The following is a 25,705-nucleotide window of genomic DNA, read 5'->3' as shown; positions in this document are numbered from 1 at the left end:
ATGAGTGAGCCGTTCGACATTCAAGCGGTGATCGATCGACTGGACAGCTTGGAACAGCTGGACGGCATTCAGGGCGCCGCCGAGTACGCGTCGGTGACCAGCTTGAAAGACTTTCGTATGCCGTCGGCCTATGTGCTGCTGCTCCAGGAGCGGGCCGACGACGCGCAGGTAAAGCCGGGTGGCCGGCAGCGCGCCATCGTCACCTTTGGCGTGGTGCTCGCAGTGCGCAATTACGGCGACCAACGCGGTGAGCGCACATTGAAGGAGCTGCGGCCGATTCTTGGTGCGGTGCGCGGCCGCTTGATGGGCTGGACGCCGGAGGTGCCAGGGGCACGACCGGTGCAATGGTCACGAGGTGACGTGCTCGATTACGACCGCAGCACGCTGCTCTGGGCCGAAGTGTATTCAACGCAACATTTCATAGGGGGTGCCCCGTGACCGACAAGAAGCAACCGCAGCAGAAAGTAAAAGTGACGCTGCTCAAGCCACACACCCACAAGGGTGAGCCGTGCGCTGCCGGCGACAAGATTGACGTCAATACCCGGCAAAAGGCGTGGCTGGTTTCACAGGGTGTGGTGGCTTTTGATGAGCCTGCTGCGCCTGACGTAAAGGCCATCTCGGCCAAAGCCAAGGAGTAACCCATGAGCCTTTTCAGCTTTCAAGGCAAGATCTGGACGGCTGCGCGCTCAGCTGCCGGCATGCCGCTCGCGTTCACCTGGCTGGGCAACGCCCCCCAGTTGCAGCTGCAGATCAACACCACCAGCACCGATAAGAACGAAAGCTTCTCCGGCAACCGCCTGCAGATCGGCCGACTTGCTGGTGCCAAGACCGTCAACGTGAACATGACGCTGGACGAGTGGACGCGGCACAACATTGCGATGGCGTTCTACGCCAAGCAGGTGTCTGTGGCCGGCGCCACGGTTACTGGTGAGGAACTGCCGATGCCGCTCGCAGTGGGTGACGTGATTCGCCTGGGACAGCGCTTTGTCAGCTCGCTGGTGCTGGATAACGACGGCACGCCGCTGGTGTTGAACACCGACTACCGTATCGAGTCGGAAGCCGCCGGCCTGGTCGAGTTCCTCACTGCGCAGGCCGCGCAGATCGATGCGGATTACAGCTACGGCAACGCCGTTTCAATGGCGATGTTCTCCGAACAGCCGAAAGAGCGCTGGCTGCTGTTTGATGGCATCAACACCGAGAACGGCGAACGCACAGTGTTTGAGCTGTACCGCACCATCTTCAACCCGCCGGGTGACTTGAACATGATCACCGATGAGTACGGCAACCTGCCGCTCAGCGGGTCGGCACTGGTCGACGTGGCCAAGCTGACTGATTCGGTCCTGGGCGGCTTCGGCCGCTTCGTCGAGGAAGCCGCGTAATGGCTACCCGCGCGAAGCCAAAGAAAAAGGCCGGCAAGCCAGGCGCAGATGACCTGCAGGTGCTGCACCCTGAACTGCCGGTGAAGAACATCGGTGGCCGTGATTTGGTCGTGCGCGAGTACGGGTTTATTGAAGGGCTGCGCATGCGACCCATCATTGAGCCCATGCTCAAGGATATGGAAGCGCTGATCAGCCTGACGACTCAGCCTACCAACGACCAAGTGCTCGACCTGATGGGCAACCACATTGACCAGTTTCAGGAGTTGCTGGCCGCGGCCAGTGACACGGACGTCGCTTTTGTGGCGAGCCTGAAACAAACAGATGGCACCAGGCTTGCGGATGCTTGGTGGATGGTGAATGGCCCTTTCTACTGGCGCACCGCGATCAGCCGGGTAGCGGTGGCCAGGGTGCAAGCAAAGGCCGGGAAAACCGCTGGGGCGACATCTACGCCACCCTCATCCGGCACGGCCACCGAGAGTGCGACCTCGGACGCTACACCCGCCGGCAGTTGATGCTGTATTACGAGCGCGCCCTGGCCGTTGACCGGCTGGACCGCGCGGGCCGAATGCAGGACATGAACCTGGCAGTCGGCGGTGGCAAAAAAGCCGCTGACCACTTGCAGAAGTTGTTGCGGTAGGCCGAGTCCAGGGAGGCGGCAGGACGCCGTCAAGATGGACTAAAGGAAACCTTCAGCGCCCTGAGTGCCCCAAGCACCTCGGCGCTTTCTTTTTGCCCTCGTTCAAATTACTCCAAGCGAGCAACCGGGCACCCTGAACCTGAAACCCTCAGGCAATCAGGCACTCCATGAGTAAGAAACTCGAACTGGCGATGCGCATCCGGGCTGACATGAAGCAGGCCATGCAGCAGCTCGATCAGCTGGAAAATGAGCTGGATGATGCCGGCGACCAGGCTAAACGAACGAACTCCGACATGGAGAAGCTCGGCGCCACTCTCGGCAAGGTCGCTGCGGCCTTTGCCGGTGGAGTTGTTTATAAGGCCGTGATCGCCGCAACCGTTGAGCAAGAGCGCGTCACCAAGCAACTTGAGGCGACGCTCAGGGCAACCGGCGGCGCAGCGGGCTTGAACCGGGACCAACTGCTAAGCATGGCCAGCGCGCTGCAGCAGGTCACCACCTACGGTGATGAGGCCATCATCCCGGCCCAGTCGCTGCTGCTCAGCTTCAAGCAGATTGGTGCTGACGTATTCCCTCGCGCTTTGAGCATGGTGCTCGACCTGAGCACCGCCATGCAGCAAGACCTTGGCGCATCCGCCACGATGCTCGGTAAAGCCCTGGAAGACCCGGTGCGCGGCATTACCGCGCTGAACCGCGTAGGGGCAACACTCACCGAAGAACAGGGCAACATGGTCAAGGCTCTGGCTGAATCAGGCCGGATGGCTGAAGCGCAGAACCTGATCCTTGAGGTGCTTGAGGGCCAGTACGGTGGCAGCGCGCGTGCTGCCCGTGACGGCTTTGGCGGTGCCATTCAGGGGCTGAAAAATGCCTTTGGCGACCTTCTGGAAGGCAAGTCCGGGCTCAAGGAAAGCTCGCAGGAGATCGAGCGGCTGACGGCAATCCTTGCTGACCCGGCAACAGCCCAGGGAGCGGACAAACTAGTTAGCACGCTGATTCGCTTGACCGGTGCGCTGGCATCAGCAGCGGCTGAGGGCGGCAACTTTCTGCTATTCCTGGACCGCTTGGGCACCGACATCAGCAACAAGGAAACCGAAGCCCTAAAAACACGCCTTGATGATCTGCAGAACCTGCTCGATGACAAGTCGCTGTTCAATGTCGGTGAGCGCATTCGCTTCTTCGGGCCTGACGGGATTGTCAGCTGGGTGAGCGAAGATGAGATCCGCACAGAGGTTGCTCGTATCAAGCGTGTATTGGCTGACGCGGCTGAAGAAGGCCCGAGCACCGACCTGTCAACGGGTGGTATCGCGGCCCCGGTCCAAGACCCGGTGCTCAATGCCGAAGCCCAGAAACTACTGGACAACCTCAAAAAGCAGGCCGAGACCATCGGCCTGATCACCGAGGAAGCCAAAACCCGCTACGCCATTGAATCCGGCGAACTGGGCGACTTGATCCCCGAGCACCAGGAGCTGCTGCTCACCCAAGCCCGCCAGCTCGACCAGGCCAAGGCCAACGCGACCGCTACCGATGCCCAGCGCAAGGCTGCCGAGAAGCTGGCTAGCAGCCAGCTAAGCTTTGTCACCAATCTGGAACGCCAGGCATCCCTGATCGGCCTGAACACCACCAAGACCCGCGAAGCCGAGATCGCCGAGAAGGGCCTAGCCGGCGCATTGTTGGAGCGCGCGCAGGCCGCAGCGGCGCTGCTGGCAGCAGAGGAAGAACGACTGGCGGTCACCGCCGATGCGGGTACGCTCGCCGGCCTGCAGGCACAGATTCTGCGCGCCCAGGGCAAAGAGGCAGAGGCGCTGGAGATCGAGATCCAGCAGCGCTATGGCGAGCTGATGAAGCGCCTCAAGGCCCGAGGCGATGAAGCTGGGGTCGATATCATCAACGGCCTGATCAACATCGAGCAGGCCCGCGCCAGGCTGAATGAAACACAGGCCATCATCGATCAGATGTTCGACGCCACCAGCCGCCAGGAACAAACCATCCAGGCGCAGCTGGAAACCGGCCTGATCACCGAGGGCGAAGCCCGCCGGCGGATTGTCGAGCTGCACAAGGAGCAAGCGGCCGAGGTTGAAAACCTGTTGCCGCTGATGGAACAGCTGGCCATCGCAACAGGCGACCCGGCAGCGCTGGAGAACGTCGAGCGTATCCGGGCCGAGCTGGAGAACATGCAGGTCATCAGCGACGAGCTGGCGATCGCATTCCGCGACGGCCTGCAGGGCGGGCTGGAAGAGGCAATCATGGGCCTGGCTGACGGCACCATGACCCTGCGCGATGCGCTGGAGTCGCTGGTGCTGGGCATTGCCGAATCCATGGCCAGAATGGCGAGCGAGCAATTGGCCGACATGGCCACCCAGGGCGTGATGAACCTGTTCACTCAGGGCGCGGCCGAACAGGTCCAGGGCATTCAGCAGCTTACTACCCAGCAGATCATGTCGATTCAGACGGTCACCAACGCCCAGAAGACCGCAGACATTGCCCGAGCAACCTCATCGGTTGCCGCAGCTAACACCGCTGCGACCGGCCAAGCAGGCGCCGCCGCGACCACCACATCGGCATGGGCACCCGCCGCGACCACCGCGTCGATCGGCTCCTTTGGTGCCGCTGCCGCGATCGGTATCGCTGCTGTACTGGCAGCACTGGCGATGGCGCAGTCCTTCAACACAGGTGGCCAGGTGCGCGGTGCCGGCACCAATACCAGCGACAGCATCCCCGCTTGGCTGAGTGACGAGGAGTTCATCACCCGCGCGGCTGTCGTTAAACAGCCCGGCGCGCTGTCGTTCCTTGAAGACTTCAACCAGCGCGGCATGACCGCCCTCGACGACTGGGCCGGCACCGTCTACCACTCGACTGGAGGGCTTGCGGGCACCCCGGCACCCGCAGCGCCGGCGCCGGTGTTTGATGGTGGCCGTATGTCTGAAGAGAGCGCGCTGACTGCCAACGTCGCCAACAACTTCAGGTTCGCCGCGCTCTTCGACATTGAAGAGGTTGCGAGCCGGCTCGGCAGCTCACCCGGCTTCACCGACGTGCTGATTCAAATGACCGCCAACAACGCCACCGCCATGCAGAGCGCGCTGACCACATGAGCTACTTAGAAGACGGGTACGTACTGTGGCCGGTGCCGCCGGATTGGGACGCTGGGGTGCGCGAGCAGCTGGAGTGGCTGACGGACGTGATCGAGGCCCGCACCGGTGCCAAGCAGAAGCGCGAGCTGCGCCTCGGCCCGCGCCGCCAGTTCACCTTTGAAGTGATCGCAGACGACCAGAGCCGCCGCGTCCTGGACATGATCCTCGCTGACCACGGCTCCAACTACTGGCTGCTGCCGATCTGGCACGACGTGCAGCTGCTGCCGGCGCTCGATGTTGGCGTCGATACCATCCCCTGCAAGACAGGCGGTTTTGAGCTGTTCGCCGATAGCCTGGTTGTCGTCTGGGCCTCGGTGAATAACTGGTGGCTGGCCGCGATCGAGGACGTGGGCGAGGACTACATCACAACCGGTCTGCCGACCGATCGCGCTTGGCCAGCCGGGGCGCGCCTGTACCCGGTGCGCCTTGCGCGTCTCGACCGCCAGCCCGAGGAAGCGGCATGGACTGACACCGCCGGCACCCGGTCTGTCGTCATGCGGATCGAGGAGCCGAGCGACTGGCCAGCCGTGCTGCCTGCCACCATGTACCAGGGCTGGCCCGTGCTCGACATGCGACCGGACACCGGCGACGACCTGAAGAGCAGCTTCGCTCGTATGACCAACGTCATCGATGAAGACACAGGGGCCATCACCATCATCGATCGCCCCCGCCGAGCCTTCCGTGAGCAGTCCCTGCGCTGCCTGCTGGGCAGCCGCGCCGAACTGGCCGCCATGCGCTCGCTGCTGTACGGCCTGCGCGGCCGCGCCGGCCATGTGTGGGTACCGAGCTGGGCGCAGGATCTTCTGATCGTCGCCCCGGTAACGGCGGTGGCCACCACCATCACCATCGAGTGGGCCGGCTACAGCCTGTTTGGCCGCACCCAGCCGGGCCGCCGCGACATCCGCATTGAGCTGACTGACGGCACCGTGCTGTACCGCCGCATTACTGCCGCTGCCGAAGCCGGCGCAAACGAGACCCTGACAATCGACTCAGCCCTCGGCCGCGCCGTCGAGCCTCACCAGGTGCTGGTTGTTTCGTTCATGGCGCTGAGCGAGCTTGCAAGCGACCGCGTCGAGCTGCTGCACGAGACCGACGGCGACGGCCTGACTGAGGTGAAACTGGATTTTCTGGGGGTGAAACGTGAGTCTGCTTGAGGGTTCCTGGTTCGGCGCCAAGCCGGTGCTGTTCTATCGCTTCGCGCGCGGGCCCATCACCTGGTGCTACACCTCGGCCGATCGCAACCAGACGCTCGGTGAGGACGAGTACACACCTCTGCCGATCAAGCCGCCGCAGGTACGGCAAGGCAGCGAGAAGGGTCGCCGGTCCTTCAAGGTCGAGCTGCCGCGCACAGCCGCGGTTGCCGCTAACTGGCTGCCGTACTCTCCCAGCGAGGTCATCACCCTGACAGTGCTGTGCCGGCACGTAGGCGAGACCGATACCCTCGTCGAAGCGCAGGGCCGCGTGGTCGGCAGCGTGTTCAAGGATGACCTGTTGGAGCTGACATGCGAGCCGACCATGACGCGCGGTCGTCGCACTGGCTCCCCACGCCGACTCACGGTTGGCTGTGACCTGGTCGTCTACAGCCAAGGCCCCGGACTGTGCAATCTGGACCCGGACGCCGTCCCGGTACCGGGTACCCTGACCGACGTCGCCGAGCTGACGCTGAACATTACAGCAGCTGAGTTTGCAGACGCGCCGCGCAACATGGCAGGCGGGCGGATCGAGTGGACCGATACCGAGGAAGTACTCCACCAGATCCCGATCGTCAGCCATAGCGGCCAGACCATCACCCTCGAAAGCTGGGACGCTCAACTGCTCGCCGGGCTTGAGCTGATCGCCTACACCGCGCCCCTCAAGTTCGACGCCACCCTGACCGCACTCAGCGGCCTGACCCTGACCGCAGCCGAGTTCACCACCTACGCCAGCGGGCGGCTGGCCGGCGGCTTCATCGAGTGGGTGCGCGCAGACGGCGCGACCGAGATCCGCACCATCCGCGAGCACACCGGCGACACCATCACCATCGACTACGGCGCGCTGGACCTGGCCGTCGACCTGGTCGTCACTGCGTACCCCGGCTGTGCCCATACATGGGCCGCCTGCGTCGAGCTGGAGAACCAAATCAACTACGGCGGCAACCTGCACATGCCGCTGGAAAATCCCTACAGCGGCGACCCGGTGTGGTGAGGAGATAAGTCATGTTCGGGTTGATTTTGGGCCTGATGCTCGCAGTCGCGATTGTGAACGCACTCCGGCCGAAGCAAGAACAGCCTGCAGTCCAGGAAGGCAACACGCCTACTACAGAGGAAGGGGTAAAGCTCTGCAAGGTGTACGGCACAGTCTGGATCAAAGAGCCGTCGCTGATCGCGTTCAAAAAGATGGGCACAATCCCGATCCGCTCCAAGGGAGGTAAGAAGTGAAAATCACCCTCAAGCATCTGCATACGATCCCAGGTACAGGCAAGAAGCCGGGCTGGTGCAATACCAAGGCCCGCGACTTCTTCAAGCGTCACAACCTGGACTGGTATGCCTTCCGCCATGGCGGCATTGATGAGCAGGACTTCCTGGCAACCGGCGATGGTCTCGCCCTGGCGTTGGTTGAGTGGGCGCATGAGTCAGAGCGGATCGAGCAGGAGCGTCAGGCATGAGCGGTGGCGGCAGCAAAACCCAAACGGTCGGCTACTGGTACAAGTACCTGCAGGCGTTCGCACTCTCCCTGGGCCGGCTGGATGCCGTGCTCGAGTTCCGCGCAGGCGGCCGCACTGCCTGGCGCGGTATCGTCACAGAGACAAGCCGGATCTACGTCAACGCACTCAACCTGTGGGGCGGCAAGAAAAAGGAAGGCGGGTTGCAGGGCTACATGGATCTGCAGCTGGGCGACGCCGATCAACAGCCGAACGACTATCTGGCGGCAAAGCTCGGCAGCGACCAACCCTCATACCGCGGTAAAGCGCTGGCTGTTTGGAGGGGCGGGCCCTGGGGCGCGATGAATCCGTATCCCAAACGTGCCGAGTTTAAAGTGCGCCGGATTTTGAAGGGGTGGGATGGTGATGTGCCGTGGTACCCGGAGAAGGCGGAGATTCAGTTGCTGCAAGCAAACTTCGATTACGACCAGGATGGATGGAAGTATCGAGTCGAGGCACCTGGTAGTGACGCTGATTACAGTTCTCCAAGCTATGACGACTCTGCGTGGCCAAGCGGGAGAGGTGGTTTTGGATCCACTTCTTACGGTGGGTTTGGCGTCGGAACCTACATATCGGCAGGCTATGTAGGCAAAGGCATCTGGCTCCGTCGCACTTTCGACGCTGTTGCCGGATTGCCACTGAATATCAGGGTCGCGCACGATGATGGCGCTTGGCTTTGGGTTAATGGCCAGGCTATCCCTATAGCCCCAACCGACGATTACTTTCTTGGTACTGCAGTCGTGCCAGGCTCACTGGTCGGGCCACGAAATGTCATTGCATTAAAAGTTCTCGACTCGATCCCGGCTGGTAGTAAAACCAACATCTTCGCTGCATTGAGCATAGATCAGGGTGAGTACCAGCTGTTGGCAATGAACCCAGCACATGTCCTCTACGATTCGATTGCGTCAAGAGACATGCAAGGAGAGCCAACGGCACTCATTAACGATGCATCCTTCAGAGCAGCTGCTGACACGCTTTATGAAGAGGGCTTTGGGGTCTGCACAACCTATGACTTCGACGAAGACATTGAGGACTTTCAGCAGCGGATTTTGGATGTAATCGGCGGCGCTCTGACCCAGTCTCGTGAGGACGGTCAGTACTACCTGGACCTCATCCGCCGGACAGACGATCCAGAGTCACTGCCGGTGATCGAAAGCGATGACATCAAGTCTTTGACACTTGAGCCGTCGGCGATTACTGAGCAAGTCAATGAACTGGTTGTTGAGTGGTACGACGTCGAGAACAACGTCAAGAAGTCCACGCCGCCGATGCAGTCGCGTGGTGCGGTTCATGCTGCTGGCCAAGTCATCTCGGAGACCATCCAATACCCGGAAATTCCCGTTGAGTCACTCGCACTGCGGGTCCAGGCGCGAGATCTCTCCGCCCGCTCCACACCGTTGACCAAGGGTACGCTGACAACAAATCGGCGCAATGACATCTGGCGCCTGAGGAAGGGACAGAAGGTCCGATTACAGGCCCCGGAGGATGGTGTTGCCGACATGATTGTCGTGCTGGGTGACATCGACTACGGGAACGTCAAGGACGGGCAAATCAAGATGAAGGTTGTCGAGGACGTCTACTCGATGCCTGAAACAACCTATGTAGAGTCCCAGCCAAGTCAGACGCCACCGCTCTACACTCCACCGGCAGCGCCACCTGCTCAGCGCCTTATTGAGGCGCCATACGTCGAAGTTGTCGCCAACTTGTCTGCAGCCGACCTTGCGGTTTATCCCGATGACACGGGCGTGATCATGGCTATGGCGACTGAACCATCCAGCGGCCTCGACTATACCCTTTACACAGCTCAAGAAGGGGGCGAGCTGACCGAGACAGGCTCCGGGGAATGGTGTCCGTCGGCGCTGATTGTCGAGGCGGCAGGCTACCTTGATACAGCGTTCACCCTAACTGCAGCGTCGAGGCTTGACCTTGTTGATGTGGGCAGCTGGGCACTGTGGGACGACGAGATCGTGCGCGTAGACGCCATCGACGAGGAGGCGCTGACTATAACCCTGGGGCGGGGCTGCGCAGACACAGTGCCGTGGCAGCACGATGCAAACAGCCGGATCTGGTTCTGTGGTGACTGGGCATCAACAGACAGCGCGCAGTATCTGGACGGCGAGACCGTAAGCGCTGCATTGCTCACCCGGACCACTATTGACGAACTGCCCCTTGCCAGCGCTACGGTGCTGACTGTCGAGCTGGATCAGCGGCACTATCGGCCGTACCCGCCTGCCGGAGTTAAAGTCAATGGCCAAGACTATCCGCAAGAGCTGGCTGCTACGGAAGTTCTGCTCACATGGTCTGCTCGAGACCGAGTCATTCAATCAGATCAGCTGTTTGATACAAGTATGACCTCTGTCGGCCCAGAAGCAGGCACCACATGGAGCGTACGTTGCTACCTTGATGGTGTGCTCGATCACTCGGCTGATGGTCTGACGACGACTAGCACGACCTGGGTTACTAGTGGCGCTGGATCCGGTCGAATAGATATTTGGGCAGTGCGTGACGGTCTACCCAGCGCCCAAAAATTCAGCCATACCCTGCTCCTTGGTGGCGCTTCTGACCTGGTGTTTAGTGAGTCTGTCGCAGCAGACAATCCTTTCATTTGGTTGCGGATGGACACTACAAGCGGAACAGCCTTGGCGGATGCATCAGGGAATGCCAGGAACGGAGTGATATTTGGAACGCCTGGTTCGAGCTACGACTTGGAGCAGGCTAGTTTGGTTGGTGAGGAGGGTGACGCTAGTATCAGGTTCAAAGCTGATTCGGCCTATGCCATAACTAATTCGGCATTCACATTGCCTGTTGCGTCCGCCACATTGATGGTCGTTTTTCAGGTAGACAGCGGCGCGCCCGCTGGGACGATTGTCACACCCCATCAACTTACAAGCACCACCAGCACTTCTGGAAGCAAGGACAGGGGCCTGTACGTGAACAGTTCTGGCCATCTTGTTGGGACCATATGGTCAGGCTCGGTGACTACTATTGTCAGTCCGGAGCCAATAAATGACGGCTTGCCCCATATCGCCCACTTTACCTTTGGTGAAAACGCTGAAGAGGGATCTGAGCTTTATATCGATGGGGGCTCCGTCGGCACGCTGGGGGCGATATCAGTAGACTCTGCTGGCACACGTTACCTGCATATAGGTAAAAGTAATTTGAGCGGTTGGCCTGGAGGGTCCGTGGCAACACTGCGAGGCAAGGTGTGTGAGGTGGCGTGGTTTAACACGCGGTTATCCGCCGCTCAGATCGCCGAGCATGCCGCTGCCGCTGGTTTGTCCTGATTGCAAAAGAAGAGGCGACCGAGCCAGGTGCGCCAACACCTGACCCGGACGCTAACAAGCAGAAGTAGCTGCAAGCCAGCCAAGGCCCCCCACACTCGCGAGTGCGGGGCAAGGCTATCAGAATTGAAAAGGCTTTGCAGATGTTGAAAGAGCTACGTTGTGGTCGTTGTTCGCGGCTCCTGGCCAAGGTCGGCCAGGGCAGCATCATCGAGATCAAGTGCCCCCGCTGCGGGACACTCAACCAAAGAAGGCCATGAGCCTCAAGGTGAGCGCCCCGAGCGCCGACTGGAGGTTTACATGGCACAGCCCATCATCCCCTGGATCGGCGGCAAGCGACGTCTTGCCGATCGCATCTTCCCGCTGTTTCCCCGTCACAGCTGCTACGTCGAGCCCTTCGCCGGAGGTGCAGCGCTGTACTTCCTCCGATCGGTGCCGGCCGACGTCGAGGTGCTGAACGACGTCAACGGCGACTTAGTCAACCTGTACCGCGTCGTCCAGGTGCATCTGGAGGAGTTCGTCAGGCAGTTCAAGTGGGCACTCAGCAGCCGCCAGGTTTTCAAATGGCTGCAAGACACCAACCCGGCAACGCTCACGGACATTCAGCGCGCGGCGCGGTTCTACTACCTGCAGCAGAGCGCCTTTGGTGGCCGCGTCGACGGCCAGAGCTACGGAACCGCTACCACGACCCCGCCGGGCCTGAACCTGCTGCGGCTGGAGGAGAGCCTGTCAGCCGCCCACCTGCGCCTCAGCAACACCTATATCGAGCACCTGGCCTGGCAGGACTGCATGCGCAAGTACGACCGGGAACACACCTTCTTCTACTGCGACCCGCCGTATTGGGAGACCGAGGGGTACGGCGTGCCATTCGGTTTCGAGCAATACGAAGAGATGGCCATGATGCTGAAATCACTCAAAGGCAAAGCCATCATCAGCCTCAACGACCACCCCAACATCCGCCGGTGCTTCGCCGACTTCCACATCGAAGCGACCGACATCAAGTACACGGTTGGAGGTGGTAAAGGCAGCAACGCATCGGAGGTTCTCATCTTCAGCTGGGATATCAGCGCCGAGCCTGCTGGGCTATTCTGACCCCTCACACCAAGTGAGGGCAGCAGGCATGGCGATCAACAAGGACGACTACAAGGCGAGCGTACTGGAGCAGGTTGCAGGCCACCCGGCAGTCACGGCGGCGGCAACAGCGGTGGCTGCTGGGGCATCAGTTGGAGCTGCCGTGTTCCTCCCGATCCTGACAGGCACGCTCGCAGCGCGCCGGCACGAGGAGCGTCTAGCCAAGTTCATCAATGATGTCAGCAACGATCTGAGTGGGCTTGAGCAAAAGCTCGATGAGCTGAGTGATGCCCAGTACCAACTGATTGGGGACGCTGTGGCCAGTGCTCTTCATACGTTGGACAGGCGCAAGCTTGAGTTCCTTCGGCTCGCGATAACGAATAGCTTGAATGTAGATATCCCGCTTGAACAGTCCGCCTTCATTGCCCGTGCGGTTCGCGACATATCACCGGAAGAAGCCGAGCTTCTGCTGCGCATAGGGTCTCGATCTATCACAACGGACTACGCGCATCGAATGGACGAAGGCGTCCATTACGTCTCCTCTGACACCAAGGATCTTATGTCGTTGACAGGTCTGGTATCTCTGGGCCTTTTCCGTGATCAGGCGGGATACGGTGGCACCATCACACTTAGAACCCCAGCGGGAGAGGTCGTTAGCAAGCTGCTCGGCGGTCGCTAGATATTGAAATTCCGTTTCACTGTGAGCAAGTTGCCAAGAGTTCCAAATATCGCGCACCGCCGCGTCAAATATCGCGCGCCGCTACAAGAAGGCGAAAGGCGAGTTGTTGGGCGACGACAATGTTGAGCAGCGTTGCGGTGATGGGGGCCACAGCATGCCGTGCCCGGGGGGGGGAAGCCGTCTGGGATTGGCGCAGAGCGCCCTATCGGGACATTCCCACGCGGAGCGTGGGAACGATCAAATTTATTCCGGACAGCAGTGCGCCTGCGCGAGGATGACGGATGGCAAGGCGTCGTGGCCCTACGGGAGATTAGGTCACCGGCTGTGGTGGTGTGTTTGGTGTGATTTGCGGGCGGGGCAAGTCGAGACCCTCAGGTATTGCAGCGGTGTTTTCTGTTTTCGTAGGGCCACGACATGTCGTGGCCGTGCGGGGGATCAGGTAATCAGCTGCAGCTGCCGGTTTCCGTGCGGGTGACGGAGGGGCGGCCGGTAGCGGTGACTGAGACCACGCGCTCCTGGGAGCCGACGCTGGGGGTGGCGCGGCAGATGGTGAAGTCTGCTGCCGTTGAGCCGACGCCGCTCGGATCGAAGCTCAGCGTGGTTGCAGTGGTGTTGACCTTGAAGCCTTCGGGGACCGGGCCTTCGCGGTGCACGACGGTGTTGTCGCTGGCGATAACGATCCAGCCGTCTTCCCAGTCGCCCGAGCAGCTGGTGTCGTTATCCGAGGGGCATAGCTGGGTAGCCGCGTTGCGCTTGATCGCTTCGGAACGCGCCAGCATGACGGCCGCTGACAGATTATTGGCTGTGGCGCGCAGCTTGCTGTTCAGTGTGGTATTGACGAACGAGGGCAGGGCGATGGTCAGCAATACCGCTGCGACGGTGATGGTGACCATCAGCTCGATCAGGGTGAACCCGCGGCTGCGCTGGGCAGCCAGGGTCGGGCGGTTGGCATTGAGCGCGCTCATTCTTCCAGGTTCCAGTAGATCCGGCTCTTGGGTACCGCGGTAGTGCCGGGGGTTTCCGGTTCCCGGCCGGCGAGCGGTGAGTCTGCATCGCCACCGATAATGAACGGCACGGTCGTACCATCATCCAGCTGGACCATGCCGGCGACCGGTGAGGGTGGCAGGCCGCCGCCCGGGATCTGGGCGCTACGGGTGTCGTTCGCAGCGGCTGCATTTTCATAGCTCACGTTATAGACGCGTGCCGTGCCCAGGTTGTTGGTGCATTCGCCAGGTTCTGCCGGTGTCGGCTGGTTGGTACTGAAGGTTGTGATGCCGAACACGGTGATGGCCGAAGTGACAACCTGCTCGCCTTCGTTCAGGTACAGATACCAGCCTTTGGTGCTGGCCAGTGCTTCGGCGCTGGGGTCTGCTTCTGATGCGATGGGCGTCAGCGAGTTGAGGCACAGCCGGTTGACGCCGCAGTTGGCGTTTTCCGATGTCAGCCAGGTGGGCTCGGTCGGACGATCCTGAACCATGAAGAAGTAGTTGTCGACTTCTGATGCATCGCCGAGTGGTTTTTCCCGGTCGCCGGAGCCCAGCAGCAGATAGTAGGTGTTGTTTTTCAGTACCACGTCTGGTGCATACAGGAACTTGCGGTTCCGGTTGTTGCAGGTGCTGGTGGCGGTGTCGCAACCCAGTGAGGCGATCTGGGTCAGGACCCAGTTGGCCGGCAGGGTATCGTTGATAGGTGCGCCATTCTGGCCGGAGAGGCGGTAGACGTTGCCGCCCATGTCGGCGGTATAGGCATACATCAGCATGCCGTTGCCGTTGGTGACCGGCGTAATGTCGGCTACCACGCCTCGTGTGGTCTCGAAGGACTTGAGCACTGCCCCTGTGTCGGCATCCATGACGTAGACCGCGTTGCCCTTGTTGCTGGCACTGCAGGTATGCGGGAAGGCGTCTTCACACGGATCATAGCCACCGCTGACCAGCAGCAGCGGCGACTGCCCGCTTTCATAGCCGGCAGCCTTGACGATGGTCGGGGCTGCCCAGGTCTGGCCAAGATCGCCCAGGCCGGTGTCACAGGTGCCGTTGAAGCAGCCCTTGCGCCACTTGAGTACTGGTGATTCCGGGTCGATCACATCAAAGGCGTAAATCGATTCTCCGCCGCGGCGCATGGATGCGAAGATCCAGGCGGTGCCGAGGGTGGGATCGGTGGGAGTATCTTTCGCCTGATAGGCGACGATAGGACCGTCAAAACCATAGTTTTTGCGGTTGCCTTCTTCTTCAATCTGCAGCCCGGGGTAGTAGATTTGCTGAGCGTTGTCGCGCAGGCGCTTGATGTGCGGGTAGAACTCTCGGGGCAGGAATGCCCAGCGCTCCTCGCCGCCATTGCGGTCGCCGTCAACTGCGCGCAGCAAGCCGTCATTGGTGCCATAGAACACGGTGACGTCAGGCTGGGTGTCGGTGCCGAAGTTGATGGCTACCGGCCTGGAATGCACCACGTCTGCGTGCACGGACGGACGCATGGCGGTCAGGCTGCTGATAAAACTGTCCAGATCGGTGTCATCGGAGGCCCGGTTGTTGAAGCCGCGGATCCAGTCGAGGATGAGGTTGCGCTCGGTGTTGTTCGCTGCCCCCACAGCGGCAGCGCTGAGGGAGGTTGAAGTCAGCGGTGTCAGGTCGTCGTCGGTGGTCGACGCGGTGATGTCCTCAACGTAAACGTTGCGATTTGCCGGATTGGTGCCGCGACTCTTGTAGCCCTGACCACCCTTCTCGACCATATTGCCGTCGGGTGTATTGGAGGCTGCGCTTATCCCGGCAGTTTCGGCCGGCAGACATTGCTGGTCTTCGATATTGGTCCAATATGTATCTGCGGTACTGGGCGTCCAGTAGCTGCGGGCACACTCGGCGATAAAGCCGGTGGAGCTGTTAATGGCAGAGGCACCAGCAGCATCAAGGGTTTCCAGCTGGGTGCTGCCGGCCGGATAGCCCAGACGATACTGCTTGAGGTTGCCATCCCAGCGCGGCAGGGCGTTCTGGGCCGGACGGAACATGCCGACAAAGACCTGGTTCAGATAAGTGCCCTGGGTGTTGACGCTGACCGGCAAGCTCACCGAGGCGTATACGCTGTTAACCGATTGGATTTCGGACAGGGCGGTCTCGATCGCCTTTTTGATGTCGTCTGCTGCAGGTGCACCGCCGTTATTACTCTGCACCTCAAAGCGCTTGCCGCCACTGACGTCTGCCATGCTTTGCAGAACCGCACTCCATGCAGGACCCTGACCCGTGCTCGCGGGGTTGATGTCGATGGTGTAGGTGGTGATGTCGAGGGTGCTGTCGCTCATATAACGCACCCACTCGTCAATCGGGTTGTCCTGCAAGCCGGCAGGTGAGAGCGGGATGGTTCGGGTATCGCTGCCCGGCTCCAGAGCCAAGCGGCGGCTGGACTCCTTGATCACCGAGTTATTGTCGGTGGAAGCGCCGTTACTGATATAGATGATGAAGTTGCGGGCGCAGGAGTTGGCAGCCAACGGGCTGTTGTATTTGGGATCGGCCTTGAAGTTGTTCAGTGCGTTACCCGGCAGGGCGTACACGGCCCTGGAGGCTGCGCTCAGGTTGCTGCGCGTGTTGCCGTTGTAGTCGGCCTTTTCCTTTTCTGTGCCTGCGTAGGCATTTTTGCCGGTGAAGTAATACCAGGCTTCCGCCATGACCAGGCTGCCGATAGCACCATTACCCTTATCGTTGGTCGGATCAAGGCTGTTGATCATCGCCGCGTACGTGGCGCTGTTGGTGCTGTTCATGGTGCGGATGGCCGCGCGCACATAGCCGCCGCTGACGTTGCTGTTCGGGTTGCCGGTTTCATTGAACATCATGATGCCGACCCGGAATTTGTCGGTCGGCAGCCCGGCAAAGGTGCTGCTCAATGCCGCCTTGAGGTTGGTGAAGGGTTGTGGCGTATTACCATTGCCCCAGTTCGCAGTGTTGTCGACCACAAACAGGACGTTTGGCAGGTCGTCTGCTGCATCCGGCGGCACGCCGACAAACAGATCGATATCCTCTGCCTGAGTCGGCAGGCTGAGGCAGAGCAGGGCACTGATCAGCCACCCTTTCATTGCGCGCGTTTTCATGGCGATCTCCAGGCTCTTACTCAGGAGCAAAGGTTGGTTTTCTGCGCATCATTAAGGCGTACAAGAACGCCCTGGCGCATCGTCAGGTTGGTGCCGCTTGCTGCATCGTTGACCGTTGCCGTTATGTCCCAGAGGGTGTCCCAGGTCTTGTCAGACATGACTCCCAGGGTCACGCTGCTCTCAGAAGCTGACTCGGCGAGGGTGTAGCTGACGCACTGGGGCGTGGCGACGTTGACGGTGTAGTCGGCTGCGCCGTTGTTGTTCAGGTCGATATTGATATCCTGCGCTGTGGGCGCGGTAGTGAAGGCCGAGCTGATCACCAGCTCAATGGCACTGTTGGCTGCCGCCATGGCCTCTTCACGCATCTGCATGTTGTTGACTGCTTTCAGGTTGGTAGTGCTCAGCGTGAAGGCGCTGCTGACCATAAGGGTGAGCAGAACGAGCATTACCATGGCCACCAGAAGGGTGGCGCCGCGTTGAGATGTTGAACCTATGCGTTTCATGCGGTCGCTCCTCAGGGAGTCAGTTCTTCAGCCGGGGGATCGGTTTCGGTGCTGCTGCCGGTGAACGCGGCAGGCACTTCACGGCGCCCGGAAATATTGTGAAAGCGCACGTTGGTGCTGAACACGTGGCGCTTGACGTTGTCGTTGGCGGCATCAATCGTGAATGGCCCGAGCTGATAGCTCATAGCCCGGGCTGGCCTGGGTGCTGCGCACCAGGACGTAGACGCTGGCGCTGGTTGCGTTGACCAGGTCGTCGATAGTGCAGCCGCTGGCGCAATCGTCGACTGTGTTGAGGTAGCGGTCCGGCACGCCATCACCGCGCACGCCGGTGGTGTAGTTCACCGCCTCGCCGGTCTGGCTGTTGAAGTCATCGACACCCAGCTCCACGCGCAGTGATTCGATACCCTCGATCAGAGCCTGCGGGGTGGAGAATGTGGGTGTTCCGCCGTCATCCTCAAGCGTTGAGCGCATCAGGGTGGGTACGCCGCCCTCGTCCTTGATGTAGTAAATGTGCGAGACGAAGCGGCGCTTGCTGGCCAGCTCCGCGGGATTGCAGTCCCGCTTGAGCAGGTCAAAGGTGGCATCTCCGGTCTGGCCGAGGACATAGCGCGCGGTATCTGAGCCGCAACGCGAGACCTGGATATACAGCTCGCCAGCGGTGTCTGCTTCGCAGCCTGTGCTGCCAGCCACGCAGGTATCGGCGTGGCGGGTAACGATCACGTCGGTATCGGCCAGCTTGTCGGTTATCACGCCGCCGCAGCCGGTTGGCACGTCGGGGAAAATTTGTATGGGCGTGGAGAGCAGGGCGTATTTGTAGGTGTCTGTGTCTTCCCAGTCACACACCGCTGCTGTGGCCGCAGGAGGGAGTCCGCCAGTGGCGGCCGGGTCGTCGTACTCGGGAATATAGCCATCCCAGAAACCGGCATGCATCAGATCCAGCTGCAGCAGCTGGATCGAGAACCGGCCGTTTTCTATCTGTTCGTTGGTCTTGGACAGCTCGTCGTTGGTCCGACCGATATCCAGGAACAGACGCAATACCGCGGCAAAAATCAACAGACTGATGGTGACCGCGACCATCAGTTCAATGAGGCTGAAACCCTTTTGGTTGGCGCTGTGTTTGGCGGTCATGCTCAAGGCTCCAGGTTACCGATGCGCACCAGGGTGGTCACGGTGCGACGACACAGGTCGTTAGCGCAGGCGGCAGTGTCGTTATAGGCGTTCTGACCGCAGCTGACGCTGGCCGGAGGCGCTTGCAGCGGGATGATGCCCTGCCAGGCGACGGTCACCATGTAGGTGTCAGATCCCAGATCCTCGACACAGCCGCGCCCGCCAATCATGGCACCGACTTCGCTGGTGCCGATGGTCTCGGCGGCGCCTCTGAGCGCCTGACACCAGGCGTTGATGTCCTGGCTGCTGCGTGTGCTGCCGGCTGCGGGGCAGGCGGCACCGGCGCCGACGGCGGTGGTGACATAGTCTGCGGCCGCGTTGCGGTTGGCCATGATGCGGTTGGACATGTCATTGAGCAGAATCAGCGCCTGCGCCCGCTGATAGGACTCTACTTCCGACTGCTGCAGACGCGATTGCAGGCCAGCCAGGCCGAGCAGGCCAACCAGCAGAATGACGACGGTGACCAGCAGTTCGATCATGGTCAGCCCGGATTGACGGTGGCGAATGACGAGCGGCATGGCTGTCACCACTTGTCAGCAGGGGTCTTGACCCCCTGGTGGTTGAGCGTCAGGGTGACATCACTGGCTTGGGAGCCTTTGGGCGTAAAGGTGATGGTGAACGAAGGCACGTCGTCTGTGCCGACAGTGATATCCCAGTCGTATTTGCTGGCCAGGTCGCTGTCGAGCGAGAAGCCTGAGGCAGTCACGGTTGCCTTGCTGGCGTAGGCCCGATTGGCCATCAGAAATTGCTGTTCGCGATTGGCGATATCCATCATTACTGACTGCGCTGCCGCGCGGTCCGAGCGAATGATGTACTGGCGATAGCTGGGGTAGGCGATCGCCGCGAGGATGGCGACGATCACGACTGTGATCATCACCTCGATCAGCGTGAACCCTTTCACTGCCTTCATGGGCCTGAATGCTCCGTATAACGGGTACTGTTCGACTCCCGCCCCGCAGCCTTGCAGGGATGGTCACCAAGCGGCATCTCTACCGATTTCATCCTGATATCACAGACGCCGAGTTAATCCACCGTGTCAAGTATGGTTCGGCTGGCATAAAACTGCCAGCGATCTGATGCACATTTTCACCCAGACGGGTGGCAAAAGGGGCCAGGCGGCATGCTACCTGCTAAGTGTTTTCATTATCATTCCTGTTTCCGGCCTGATCAGCCCATTAAGGGTATCCAGATAGCCCTGACGGATAGCCTCCCCACCTGCCGCTGTTCTGATTTCCATCCAGCTGCCAACCGATCGGGTCAGCGGCATCCACAGACTGGCAAAACGCTGCATTAGCTCGGCCGGGCCCAGTGCCTTGCTGCGCTGTGCCCAGTAACCGGGGGCAAAGAAGACTTCGGGCCTGGCGCCGGGCAGGTTCTTTTCCGTTTTGCGCTGATCCCAGTGCGCGGCTCCAACCAGCGAGCTGAAGGTCAGGTTGTCACCCAGGTGGGTGTGGACATCGGCCAACAGCCCCCCGTTGCCGGCGAAGTCGACAAGCACGCTCGGGATCGATGCATCGAGCTGGTCGAGCTGGTCGTAGGCGATGGTTTGATCGTAGTAGCCGAGCCCGGCGACAAAGCTGACGTTGCCCGCGGAGGTCAGGGCGACGATGCGTTGGGGCTTGCCGTCTCTGCTGGCGCGCTGGTGCTGAAGCATGAATGCCAGACCCAGAGCGGTCTTGCTGGAGGCGCTGGTCAGGATGATTTGCTCGGCGCCGAAGCAGTCATTTTCCTGCAGAAAATCATCCAGCAGGAATGAGGTCAGCAGCAACGGGCGCAGCAGCATCTGCAACGCTTCCAGTTCCGGGCGATAGGCCGGATCGGTGGCGGTGAACTGGTACTGGTTATAGGCCAGCGCCAGGTGACTGCGGTGGTCTGCTGTGTCGGTGAAGCTGCTGGCGGTGAGGTTGCCTGGGCGCACGCGCAGCTGTCCGGCCATCGGCAGGTATCCATAGACCCGCGTGCCAACCGCAATGTCCGGGTGACGGCTGGCGCTGACATCGGCAAACCCCCACACCGGCACCTGGCCCCAAGGGGCTTCGGCGGGGAAGAAGTCCCAGTAGCCGAATCGGTCGCCCAGCGTTGCGTAGGTAATGTTGTTTGCTGTGAAGGCGAAGTGGTCAATGTCCAGCAGCACCTCGCCATCCTGCAGGTCTTGCTCTTGCAGTCTGGGCGCCTCCTGCAGCGTGCACTCGTGGATGTTGCCTTTGTTAACCAGCAGGCTGGTGCAAGTGGTGGTCATGGTCTGGTCCGTGGGCAGTGATGTCAGACCCTAGCTTGCCGCGATAGCGCTGCACGGTCAGCGTTCAATCATCGTTCAAATGCCGCCTGATAAGAGGGCACGATTGGGGTGCTCATCGATGTCCTGCACTGCAATGATCACTTTTACATTTTGCCTCGATATGCATTCTGATTTTTTCGCTTTTCAACGGAATGCGTCTGGCATGCGGGTCACAATAATAAGGGTATTTGGCGTCGTAGAAACGGTCGCATTTTTCTGTGACTTATTGGTCACAAAATTGCATTATCCTGTTTTGGATCAACTAAAAGCGTTCGCTGTTTATTTATAAAGGTGGTGCGTTTTTCTATTTTGATTCGTTTTGTTGGTATCCGTGTTCAAAGCCTGATCTGTGTAGTACGTGGCGCATACACCCAATCGGTATGAGGATCTCTACCATGAAGCAGCTGACCCCGATGGACTCCCACTTTTTCTATTTTGAGGCGCCCAACCAACCCATGATGATTGGGAGCCTGTGGCTATGCGACCAGAGCACTGCCCCTGGTGGCCTGGTGCGTCACAAGGACATCCTGCAATACGTTTCCGATCGCCTGAACACGACTTCGTACTTTCGTCGCCGACTTGAGAAGGCGCCTTTCCAGCTTGATGACCCGTACTGGCTGGATGACGAGAATTTCGATCTGGAGTATCACGTGCGCCATGTTGGCCTGCCGCAGCCGGGTGACTGGCGGCAACTCTGCATCTTCACCGCGCGGACCATGTCGCGCAGCGTAGATATGGAGCGTGCGCCCTGGGAGATCTACATTATTGAAGGGGTCAACAACGTGGAGGGCGTTCCGCCGAACAGCTTTGCGGTGCTGATTCGGTTCCATCACGCCTATGTGGATGGCAAGGCCAGCCTTGAATTGACAACCGCAATGATGGAAGAAACCGCAGACCACGAGTATGGCCGGCGTGACCGGGTTGAAGTGGCCGAGCGGGCGCCGACCCGGCTGGAAATGTGGTCGCGCACGACGCCGCGGATGATGGGGCAGGCGTGGCGCAGCATGCGCGCCGGGCTGACCGCCGGACGCAAGAGTATCGAACTGGCTCGCCGCTTGCGGTCTGAAGCCAAGCCGGAACAGCGTCGGGTACCGCGCACCATCTTCAACGTACAGATATCACCCCACCGCTCCTACGGTGCGCTGACCTGGAATATTCCCGAGCTCAAGCGCATGCGGCAGTTGTGCCCGGGCGCCACGCTGAATGATGTGGTTATCTCCATCATCGCCGGGGGCATGCGTCGTTATCTCTCGCATCACAACCAGTTGCCCGCCAGCGAATCGCTGGTGGCCATGTGTCCGGTGTCGGTCCGGCCAAGTGAAGCGATGAAGGATTGCGGCAATCTGATTTCGGCGATGTTTATCGGCATCGGAACCGACATCGGCGAGCCCCTTGAGCGTTTGTCCGCGGTGCGCCGTCGTACGGCGCGCGGGGTGCCGCTTGCGCGTGACGTGCTGTGCGACCTCAATAACGCCGTCGGCGACATGATGCCGCCCTATGTACGTGCCCTGGGTGCCTGGCTGCAGAACAAGTCGCGGCTGGCAAGCACAGTGCCGCTGGTCAATACCCTGATCACCAACGTGCCCGGGATTCCCGGTCTGGTGCCGCGCTATTTTGCCGGTGCGCGCATCGTCAACGTGTTTCCGCTGGCACCGGTCAGCGACGGAATGGGCATCAGTCACTGCCTGACCGGTATCTACGATGATCTTAATGTCGGGGTTCTGGCAGACCGCAATATCGTCTCGGATATGGATTTCTACATGAGCTGCATCCAGGCGTCGACAGAGGAATACCGCGCGTTGCTGGCCGAGCTGGAACAAACCACGGCGGCCTCCATGCCCGCGCGGGTCGAAGCGCCGAAACCGGCAACCAATGAACAGGCGGATGCCGAGCCGGATGCGGAGAAAAAACCCAAGCTGGCTGCGGCAGGCCGTGCGAAGCCTGCTGCCAAGGCGTCCGAGTCGACTGTCTCCGAAACGAAGGGCGCCAAGTCGGCAGGCGCGGCCTGACGCTGCAAGGTAACTATTGGTGAGGCGCCTGCGGGCGCCATGGGAGTGGAATATGGTGGTCAATCTCTTTCAGCGTGGCAGGGGCAAGGCGCTGCTGCAGTCGATGGAAAAGGCAGAAAGCTATGAGCAATGGAGTGAGCTGGCTGCTGCCTGGGATCACGAGGAGGGACTGGACGACTGGAAGCAGGATGACGCGTGCGAGAGCTATGACTACCGTTCGATTCGTCAGCGCCTGGATGTTCTTCGCGATCTGCGTTTTCGCAAGGATTACCACCAATTGCTGTTTGTGCTTAACGAGGGCGTTCATGGCAACCTCGGCGGCATGGGCAAGCCGTCGCTGTATAACAAGGCCCGGCTTGGGACCAAGAATCTCATTACCCGCTACATTGACGAACTGTGCGGCGCGCTTAACGACTTGAACGAGGTGGATGACAAGATCATCTCGTTGGCTGAAAAGCAGGATTTCTTCCTGCGTGCCAGCCACTGCAACGGGCGGACCGCGCTGATGCTGAGTGGCGGCGCCGTACTTGGCTTCTTCCACGCCGGTGTGCTCAAGGCGCTGTTCGATCAGGGGCTGCTGCCCGAAATCATCTCCGGCAGCAGCGCCGGTTCTATCCTTGCCGCCACCGCCTGTACCCACGTTGATGAGGAGCTGCGCGAGCGGCTGAGCCTCGACAACCTGCATCATGAAGTAGAACAGACCAGCGCGATTCGGCCTTCTCTCAGCCTGTTTGGTGGCGGTCGGGCGATGGATGCCGACAACCTGCGTGACTACCTGGCCAAGATCATCCCGGATCTGACCTTTCAGGAAGCGTTTGAGCTGACCGGTCGCAAGCTCAATATCACTGTTACCGGGCTGTCGACCCAGCAGGCCCCGCGTCTGCTTAACGCTATCACCTCGCCCAACGTGCTGATTCGCTCTGCGGTTACAGCCTCATGTGCGATCTACGGCATCTACCCGCCGGTAACGCTGATGTGCCGCAACGCAGCGGGCGAGACGGTACCCTACCTGCCGGGTATGAAATGGATCGACGGCTCCTTTGCCGATGATCTGCCGGCCAAGCGTCTGGCACGCCTGTACGGCGTCAATCACTTCATCTCCAGCATGACCAACCCGGCGGCGCTTGCCATCACGCCCGACCCGGATGCGCCGCGCAACCGGTTGCGCAATCTGGCTCATTTTCAGGCGCGCTTCCTGAAAATCGGTGCCGCCGAAGCGATGCGCTTCAGCCGCGATAACGTCCGAATCAAGTCGCCGGTGCTCAGTCTGATGCAACATCTGACCTACGGCGTGCTGGCACAGGAATATACGGCAGATATCAATATCTTCCTGCGCAACCGCTGGGATCACCCGCTGCGGCTGCTGGCACCGCCAAGCCGCGAAGCGATGCACCGCCTGATCCATGAAGGCGAGCGCTCCACCTGGGAGAAGATCGAAATGGTCCGCAACTGCACCGCCGTCAGCCGGACGCTGGATGCCATCCTGCACACACGCGGTTGGGAAAAATAGGGTCACGTTTTGACAGCACGGTGACCGGGTTTCTGGTTTGTGCCGGAGGGTTTGCGGACGCGACATGTCGCGTCCCTACAGGTGCATCGCGGCGCCATGGATGGTGGTGATGCCAACGTTGGGCGGTTCCGCCGGTTGCCTTTGCGCATGTTGGTTGATGTGTTCGGGTTTGCGGACGCGACATGTCGCGTCCCTACGGGTGTCAGGCGCGCGGTCTGATGGTGGTGATGCCAACGCGGGACGGTTCCGCTGGTTGCCTTTGCACATGTTGGTTGATGTGTTCGGGTTTGCGGACGCGACATGTCGCGTCCCTACAGGTGCATCGCGGCGCGATGGATGGTGGTGATGCGAACGTTGGGCGGTTCCGCTGGTTGCCTTTGCGCATGTTGGTTGATGTGTTCGGGTTTGCGGACGCGACCTGTCGCGTCCCTGCGGGTGCATCGCGGTGCCATGGATGGTGGTTATGCCAACGTTGGGCGGTTCCGCTGGTTGCCTTTGCGCATGTTGGTTGATGTGTTCGGGTTTGCGGACGCGACCTGTCGCGTTCCTACGGGTGCATCGCGGTGCCATGGATGGTGGTGATGGCAACGTTGGGCGGTTCGGCTGGTTGCCTGTGCATATGTTGGTTGATGTGTTCGGGTTTGCGGACGCGACATGTCGCGTCCCTACGGGTGTCAGGCGCGCGGTCTGATGGTGGTATGGCCACCGTTGGCCTGTATTTTTGCGTATTGCGTAGGGCCACAGCATGCTGTGGCCGCTGCACAAATATTGAAGATTGCAGACGGAAAAGGAATTTCCATGCGCACGCGATTGCAAGGCAGACCGGTTCGGCGCTCGTGTCGTCTGCGTTATTACGATTACAGGGCACCGGCGGTCTGTTTTGTTACCCTCTGTACCGCTGGTCGACGCTGCCTGTTCGGACAAATCATTGACGGCCAGATGCTGCTCAATGAACTGGGTCGCTTGGTCCGCACTGTCTGGGACAATAGCGCTCAGCACGCGTCGCACGTGGACTGGCTTGATGTGGTGGTGATGCCAAACCACCTGCATGGCGTACTGCAAATCATCGAGCCAGCGATTGCACCAACGCAGGAAGCGTTTGGCGCCCCGGTAGCCGGGTCCTTTCCAACCCTTATCCGCTCATTCAAGGCTGCAGTTACGCGGGAGGCACGGGCACGCGGATTGCTGGGGGCTGACGCGTTGTGGCAACCCCGATTCTACGAGCACCTCATCCGTAGCGAAGAAGAGTACCAGCGTATCGCAGAGTATGTGGCTGATAACCCGCGGCGCTGGGCAGAAGACCGTTTTTACGTC

At 60.4% G+C, this 25,705-nt stretch carries 23 protein-coding genes and 1 pseudogene; 16 read left to right on the top strand and 8 right to left on the bottom strand.

Annotated elements, in window-relative coordinates; translation table 11 throughout:
- The 13 genes and pseudogenes from B7O88_RS16165 (at position 1) to B7O88_RS16105 (ending at position 12,852) form a co-directional block, all read left to right on the top strand.
- The gene (locus B7O88_RS16165; RefSeq protein ID WP_088277549.1) at positions 1 to 438 is read left to right on the top strand and encodes a phage tail terminator protein; all 438 of its coding nucleotides are present in this window, start codon (positions 1 to 3) and stop codon (positions 436 to 438) included.
- Positions 435 to 638: a DUF7210 family protein gene (locus B7O88_RS16160; RefSeq protein ID WP_088277547.1), complete on the top strand. Its 204-nt coding sequence runs from the start codon at positions 435 to 437 to the stop codon at positions 636 to 638. The genes B7O88_RS16165 and B7O88_RS16160 overlap by 4 nt, the downstream gene beginning before the upstream one ends.
- Positions 639 to 641: 3 nt before the next feature.
- Positions 642 to 1,379, top strand: coding sequence for a phage tail tube protein (locus B7O88_RS16155; protein ID WP_088277545.1), 738 nt, complete (start codon positions 642 to 644; stop codon positions 1,377 to 1,379).
- Entirely contained in the window at positions 1,379 to 1,891 is a 513-nt protein-coding gene (locus tag B7O88_RS16150; RefSeq protein WP_088277543.1) for a DUF6631 family protein, read from the top strand. The genes B7O88_RS16155 and B7O88_RS16150 overlap by 1 nt, the downstream gene beginning before the upstream one ends.
- Positions 1,892 to 2,183: 292 nt before the next feature.
- Positions 2,184 to 5,102 (top strand): phage tail length tape measure family protein, encoded by a 2,919-nt coding sequence (locus B7O88_RS16145; protein ID WP_088277541.1) that lies wholly within the window; start codon positions 2,184 to 2,186, stop codon positions 5,100 to 5,102.
- Positions 5,099 to 6,295 carry a hypothetical protein gene (locus B7O88_RS16140; RefSeq protein WP_088277539.1) on the top strand — a complete coding sequence of 399 codons (1,197 nt, stop codon included), beginning with the start codon at positions 5,099 to 5,101 and terminating at the stop codon, positions 6,293 to 6,295. The genes B7O88_RS16145 and B7O88_RS16140 overlap by 4 nt, the downstream gene beginning before the upstream one ends.
- Positions 6,282 to 7,325, top strand: coding sequence for a phage BR0599 family protein (locus B7O88_RS16135; protein ID WP_088277537.1), 1,044 nt, complete (start codon positions 6,282 to 6,284; stop codon positions 7,323 to 7,325). Before B7O88_RS16140 ends, B7O88_RS16135 begins: the two co-directional genes overlap by 14 nt.
- Before the next feature lie 11 nt (positions 7,326 to 7,336).
- Positions 7,337 to 7,558: a hypothetical protein gene (locus tag B7O88_RS16130; protein WP_088277535.1), complete on the top strand. Its 222-nt coding sequence runs from the start codon at positions 7,337 to 7,339 to the stop codon at positions 7,556 to 7,558.
- Complete coding sequence (locus B7O88_RS16125) at positions 7,555 to 7,785, top strand: hypothetical protein (RefSeq protein ID WP_088277533.1); 231 nt, start codon at positions 7,555 to 7,557, stop codon at positions 7,783 to 7,785. Before B7O88_RS16130 ends, B7O88_RS16125 begins: the two co-directional genes overlap by 4 nt.
- Positions 7,782 to 11,105: a LamG-like jellyroll fold domain-containing protein gene (locus tag B7O88_RS16120; RefSeq protein ID WP_088277531.1), complete on the top strand. Its 3,324-nt coding sequence runs from the start codon at positions 7,782 to 7,784 to the stop codon at positions 11,103 to 11,105. The genes B7O88_RS16125 and B7O88_RS16120 overlap by 4 nt, the downstream gene beginning before the upstream one ends.
- Positions 11,106 to 11,239: 134 nt before the next feature.
- A pseudogene (locus B7O88_RS16115) lies at positions 11,240 to 11,376 on the top strand (Com family DNA-binding transcriptional regulator); the annotation flags it as partial.
- Between the two features lie 26 nt (positions 11,377 to 11,402).
- Positions 11,403 to 12,194 (top strand): DNA adenine methylase, encoded by a 792-nt coding sequence (locus B7O88_RS16110; RefSeq protein ID WP_088277527.1) that lies wholly within the window; start codon positions 11,403 to 11,405, stop codon positions 12,192 to 12,194.
- Positions 12,195 to 12,222: 28 nt separating this feature from the next.
- Positions 12,223 to 12,852: a hypothetical protein gene (locus tag B7O88_RS16105; protein WP_088277525.1), complete on the top strand. Its 630-nt coding sequence runs from the start codon at positions 12,223 to 12,225 to the stop codon at positions 12,850 to 12,852.
- 443 nt (positions 12,853 to 13,295) lie between these two features.
- On the opposite strand, the gene B7O88_RS16100 is transcribed toward B7O88_RS16105, so the two are convergent.
- The 8 genes from B7O88_RS16100 to B7O88_RS16070 all read right to left on the bottom strand — a co-directional run bounded on the left by B7O88_RS16100 (position 13,296) and on the right by B7O88_RS16070 (position 20,833).
- Entirely contained in the window at positions 13,296 to 13,817 is a 522-nt protein-coding gene (locus tag B7O88_RS16100) for a GspH/FimT family pseudopilin (RefSeq protein WP_088277523.1), read from the bottom strand.
- Complete coding sequence (locus B7O88_RS16095; protein ID WP_088277521.1) at positions 13,814 to 16,924, bottom strand: pilus assembly protein; 3,111 nt, start codon at positions 16,922 to 16,924, stop codon at positions 13,814 to 13,816. Before B7O88_RS16095 ends, B7O88_RS16100 begins: the two co-directional genes overlap by 4 nt.
- Positions 16,925 to 16,944: 20 nt before the next feature.
- Entirely contained in the window at positions 16,945 to 17,427 is a 483-nt protein-coding gene (locus B7O88_RS16090; RefSeq protein ID WP_088277519.1) for a pilus assembly PilX family protein, read from the bottom strand.
- A gap of 11 nt (positions 17,428 to 17,438) precedes the next feature.
- Entirely contained in the window at positions 17,439 to 17,612 is a 174-nt protein-coding gene (locus tag B7O88_RS18200) for a hypothetical protein (RefSeq protein ID WP_235005823.1), read from the bottom strand.
- Positions 17,581 to 18,555, bottom strand: a complete 975-nt coding sequence (locus B7O88_RS16085; protein WP_235005824.1) for a PilW family protein — start codon at positions 18,553 to 18,555, stop codon at positions 17,581 to 17,583. The genes B7O88_RS18200 and B7O88_RS16085 overlap by 32 nt, the downstream gene beginning before the upstream one ends.
- A 2-nt stretch (positions 18,556 to 18,557) precedes the next feature.
- Entirely contained in the window at positions 18,558 to 19,112 is a 555-nt protein-coding gene (locus B7O88_RS16080) for a type IV pilus modification PilV family protein (protein WP_088277517.1), read from the bottom strand.
- 5 nt (positions 19,113 to 19,117) lie between these two features.
- Positions 19,118 to 19,504, bottom strand: a complete 387-nt coding sequence (locus B7O88_RS16075) for a type IV pilin protein (protein WP_088277515.1) — start codon at positions 19,502 to 19,504, stop codon at positions 19,118 to 19,120.
- 213 nt (positions 19,505 to 19,717) lie between these two features.
- Complete coding sequence (locus B7O88_RS16070) at positions 19,718 to 20,833, bottom strand: DUF2855 family protein (RefSeq protein WP_088277513.1); 1,116 nt, start codon at positions 20,831 to 20,833, stop codon at positions 19,718 to 19,720.
- 434 nt (positions 20,834 to 21,267) lie between these two features.
- Between B7O88_RS16070 and B7O88_RS16065 the strand changes: the two genes are divergently transcribed.
- The 3 genes from B7O88_RS16065 to B7O88_RS16055 all read left to right on the top strand — a co-directional run.
- Positions 21,268 to 22,881 carry a wax ester/triacylglycerol synthase family O-acyltransferase gene (locus B7O88_RS16065; RefSeq protein WP_160003207.1) on the top strand — a complete coding sequence of 538 codons (1,614 nt, stop codon included), beginning with the start codon at positions 21,268 to 21,270 and terminating at the stop codon, positions 22,879 to 22,881.
- 52 nt (positions 22,882 to 22,933) lie between these two features.
- A complete protein-coding gene (locus B7O88_RS16060) occupies positions 22,934 to 24,391 on the top strand; it encodes a DUF3336 domain-containing protein (protein ID WP_088277509.1) in 1,458 nt (485 codons plus the stop codon).
- A 654-nt stretch (positions 24,392 to 25,045) separates the two neighbouring features.
- The coding region (locus B7O88_RS16055; RefSeq protein ID WP_140418594.1) for a transposase at positions 25,046 to 25,705 on the top strand (660 nt) is incomplete at its 3' end.

The sequence above is a fragment of the Halopseudomonas aestusnigri genome, assembly GCF_002197985.1.
GTDB classification, from domain to species: Bacteria; Pseudomonadota; Gammaproteobacteria; order Pseudomonadales; family Pseudomonadaceae; genus Halopseudomonas; species Halopseudomonas aestusnigri.
The sequence above is the reverse complement of the archived record's forward strand: the minus strand, read 5'-3'. Positions and strand labels throughout refer to the sequence as shown.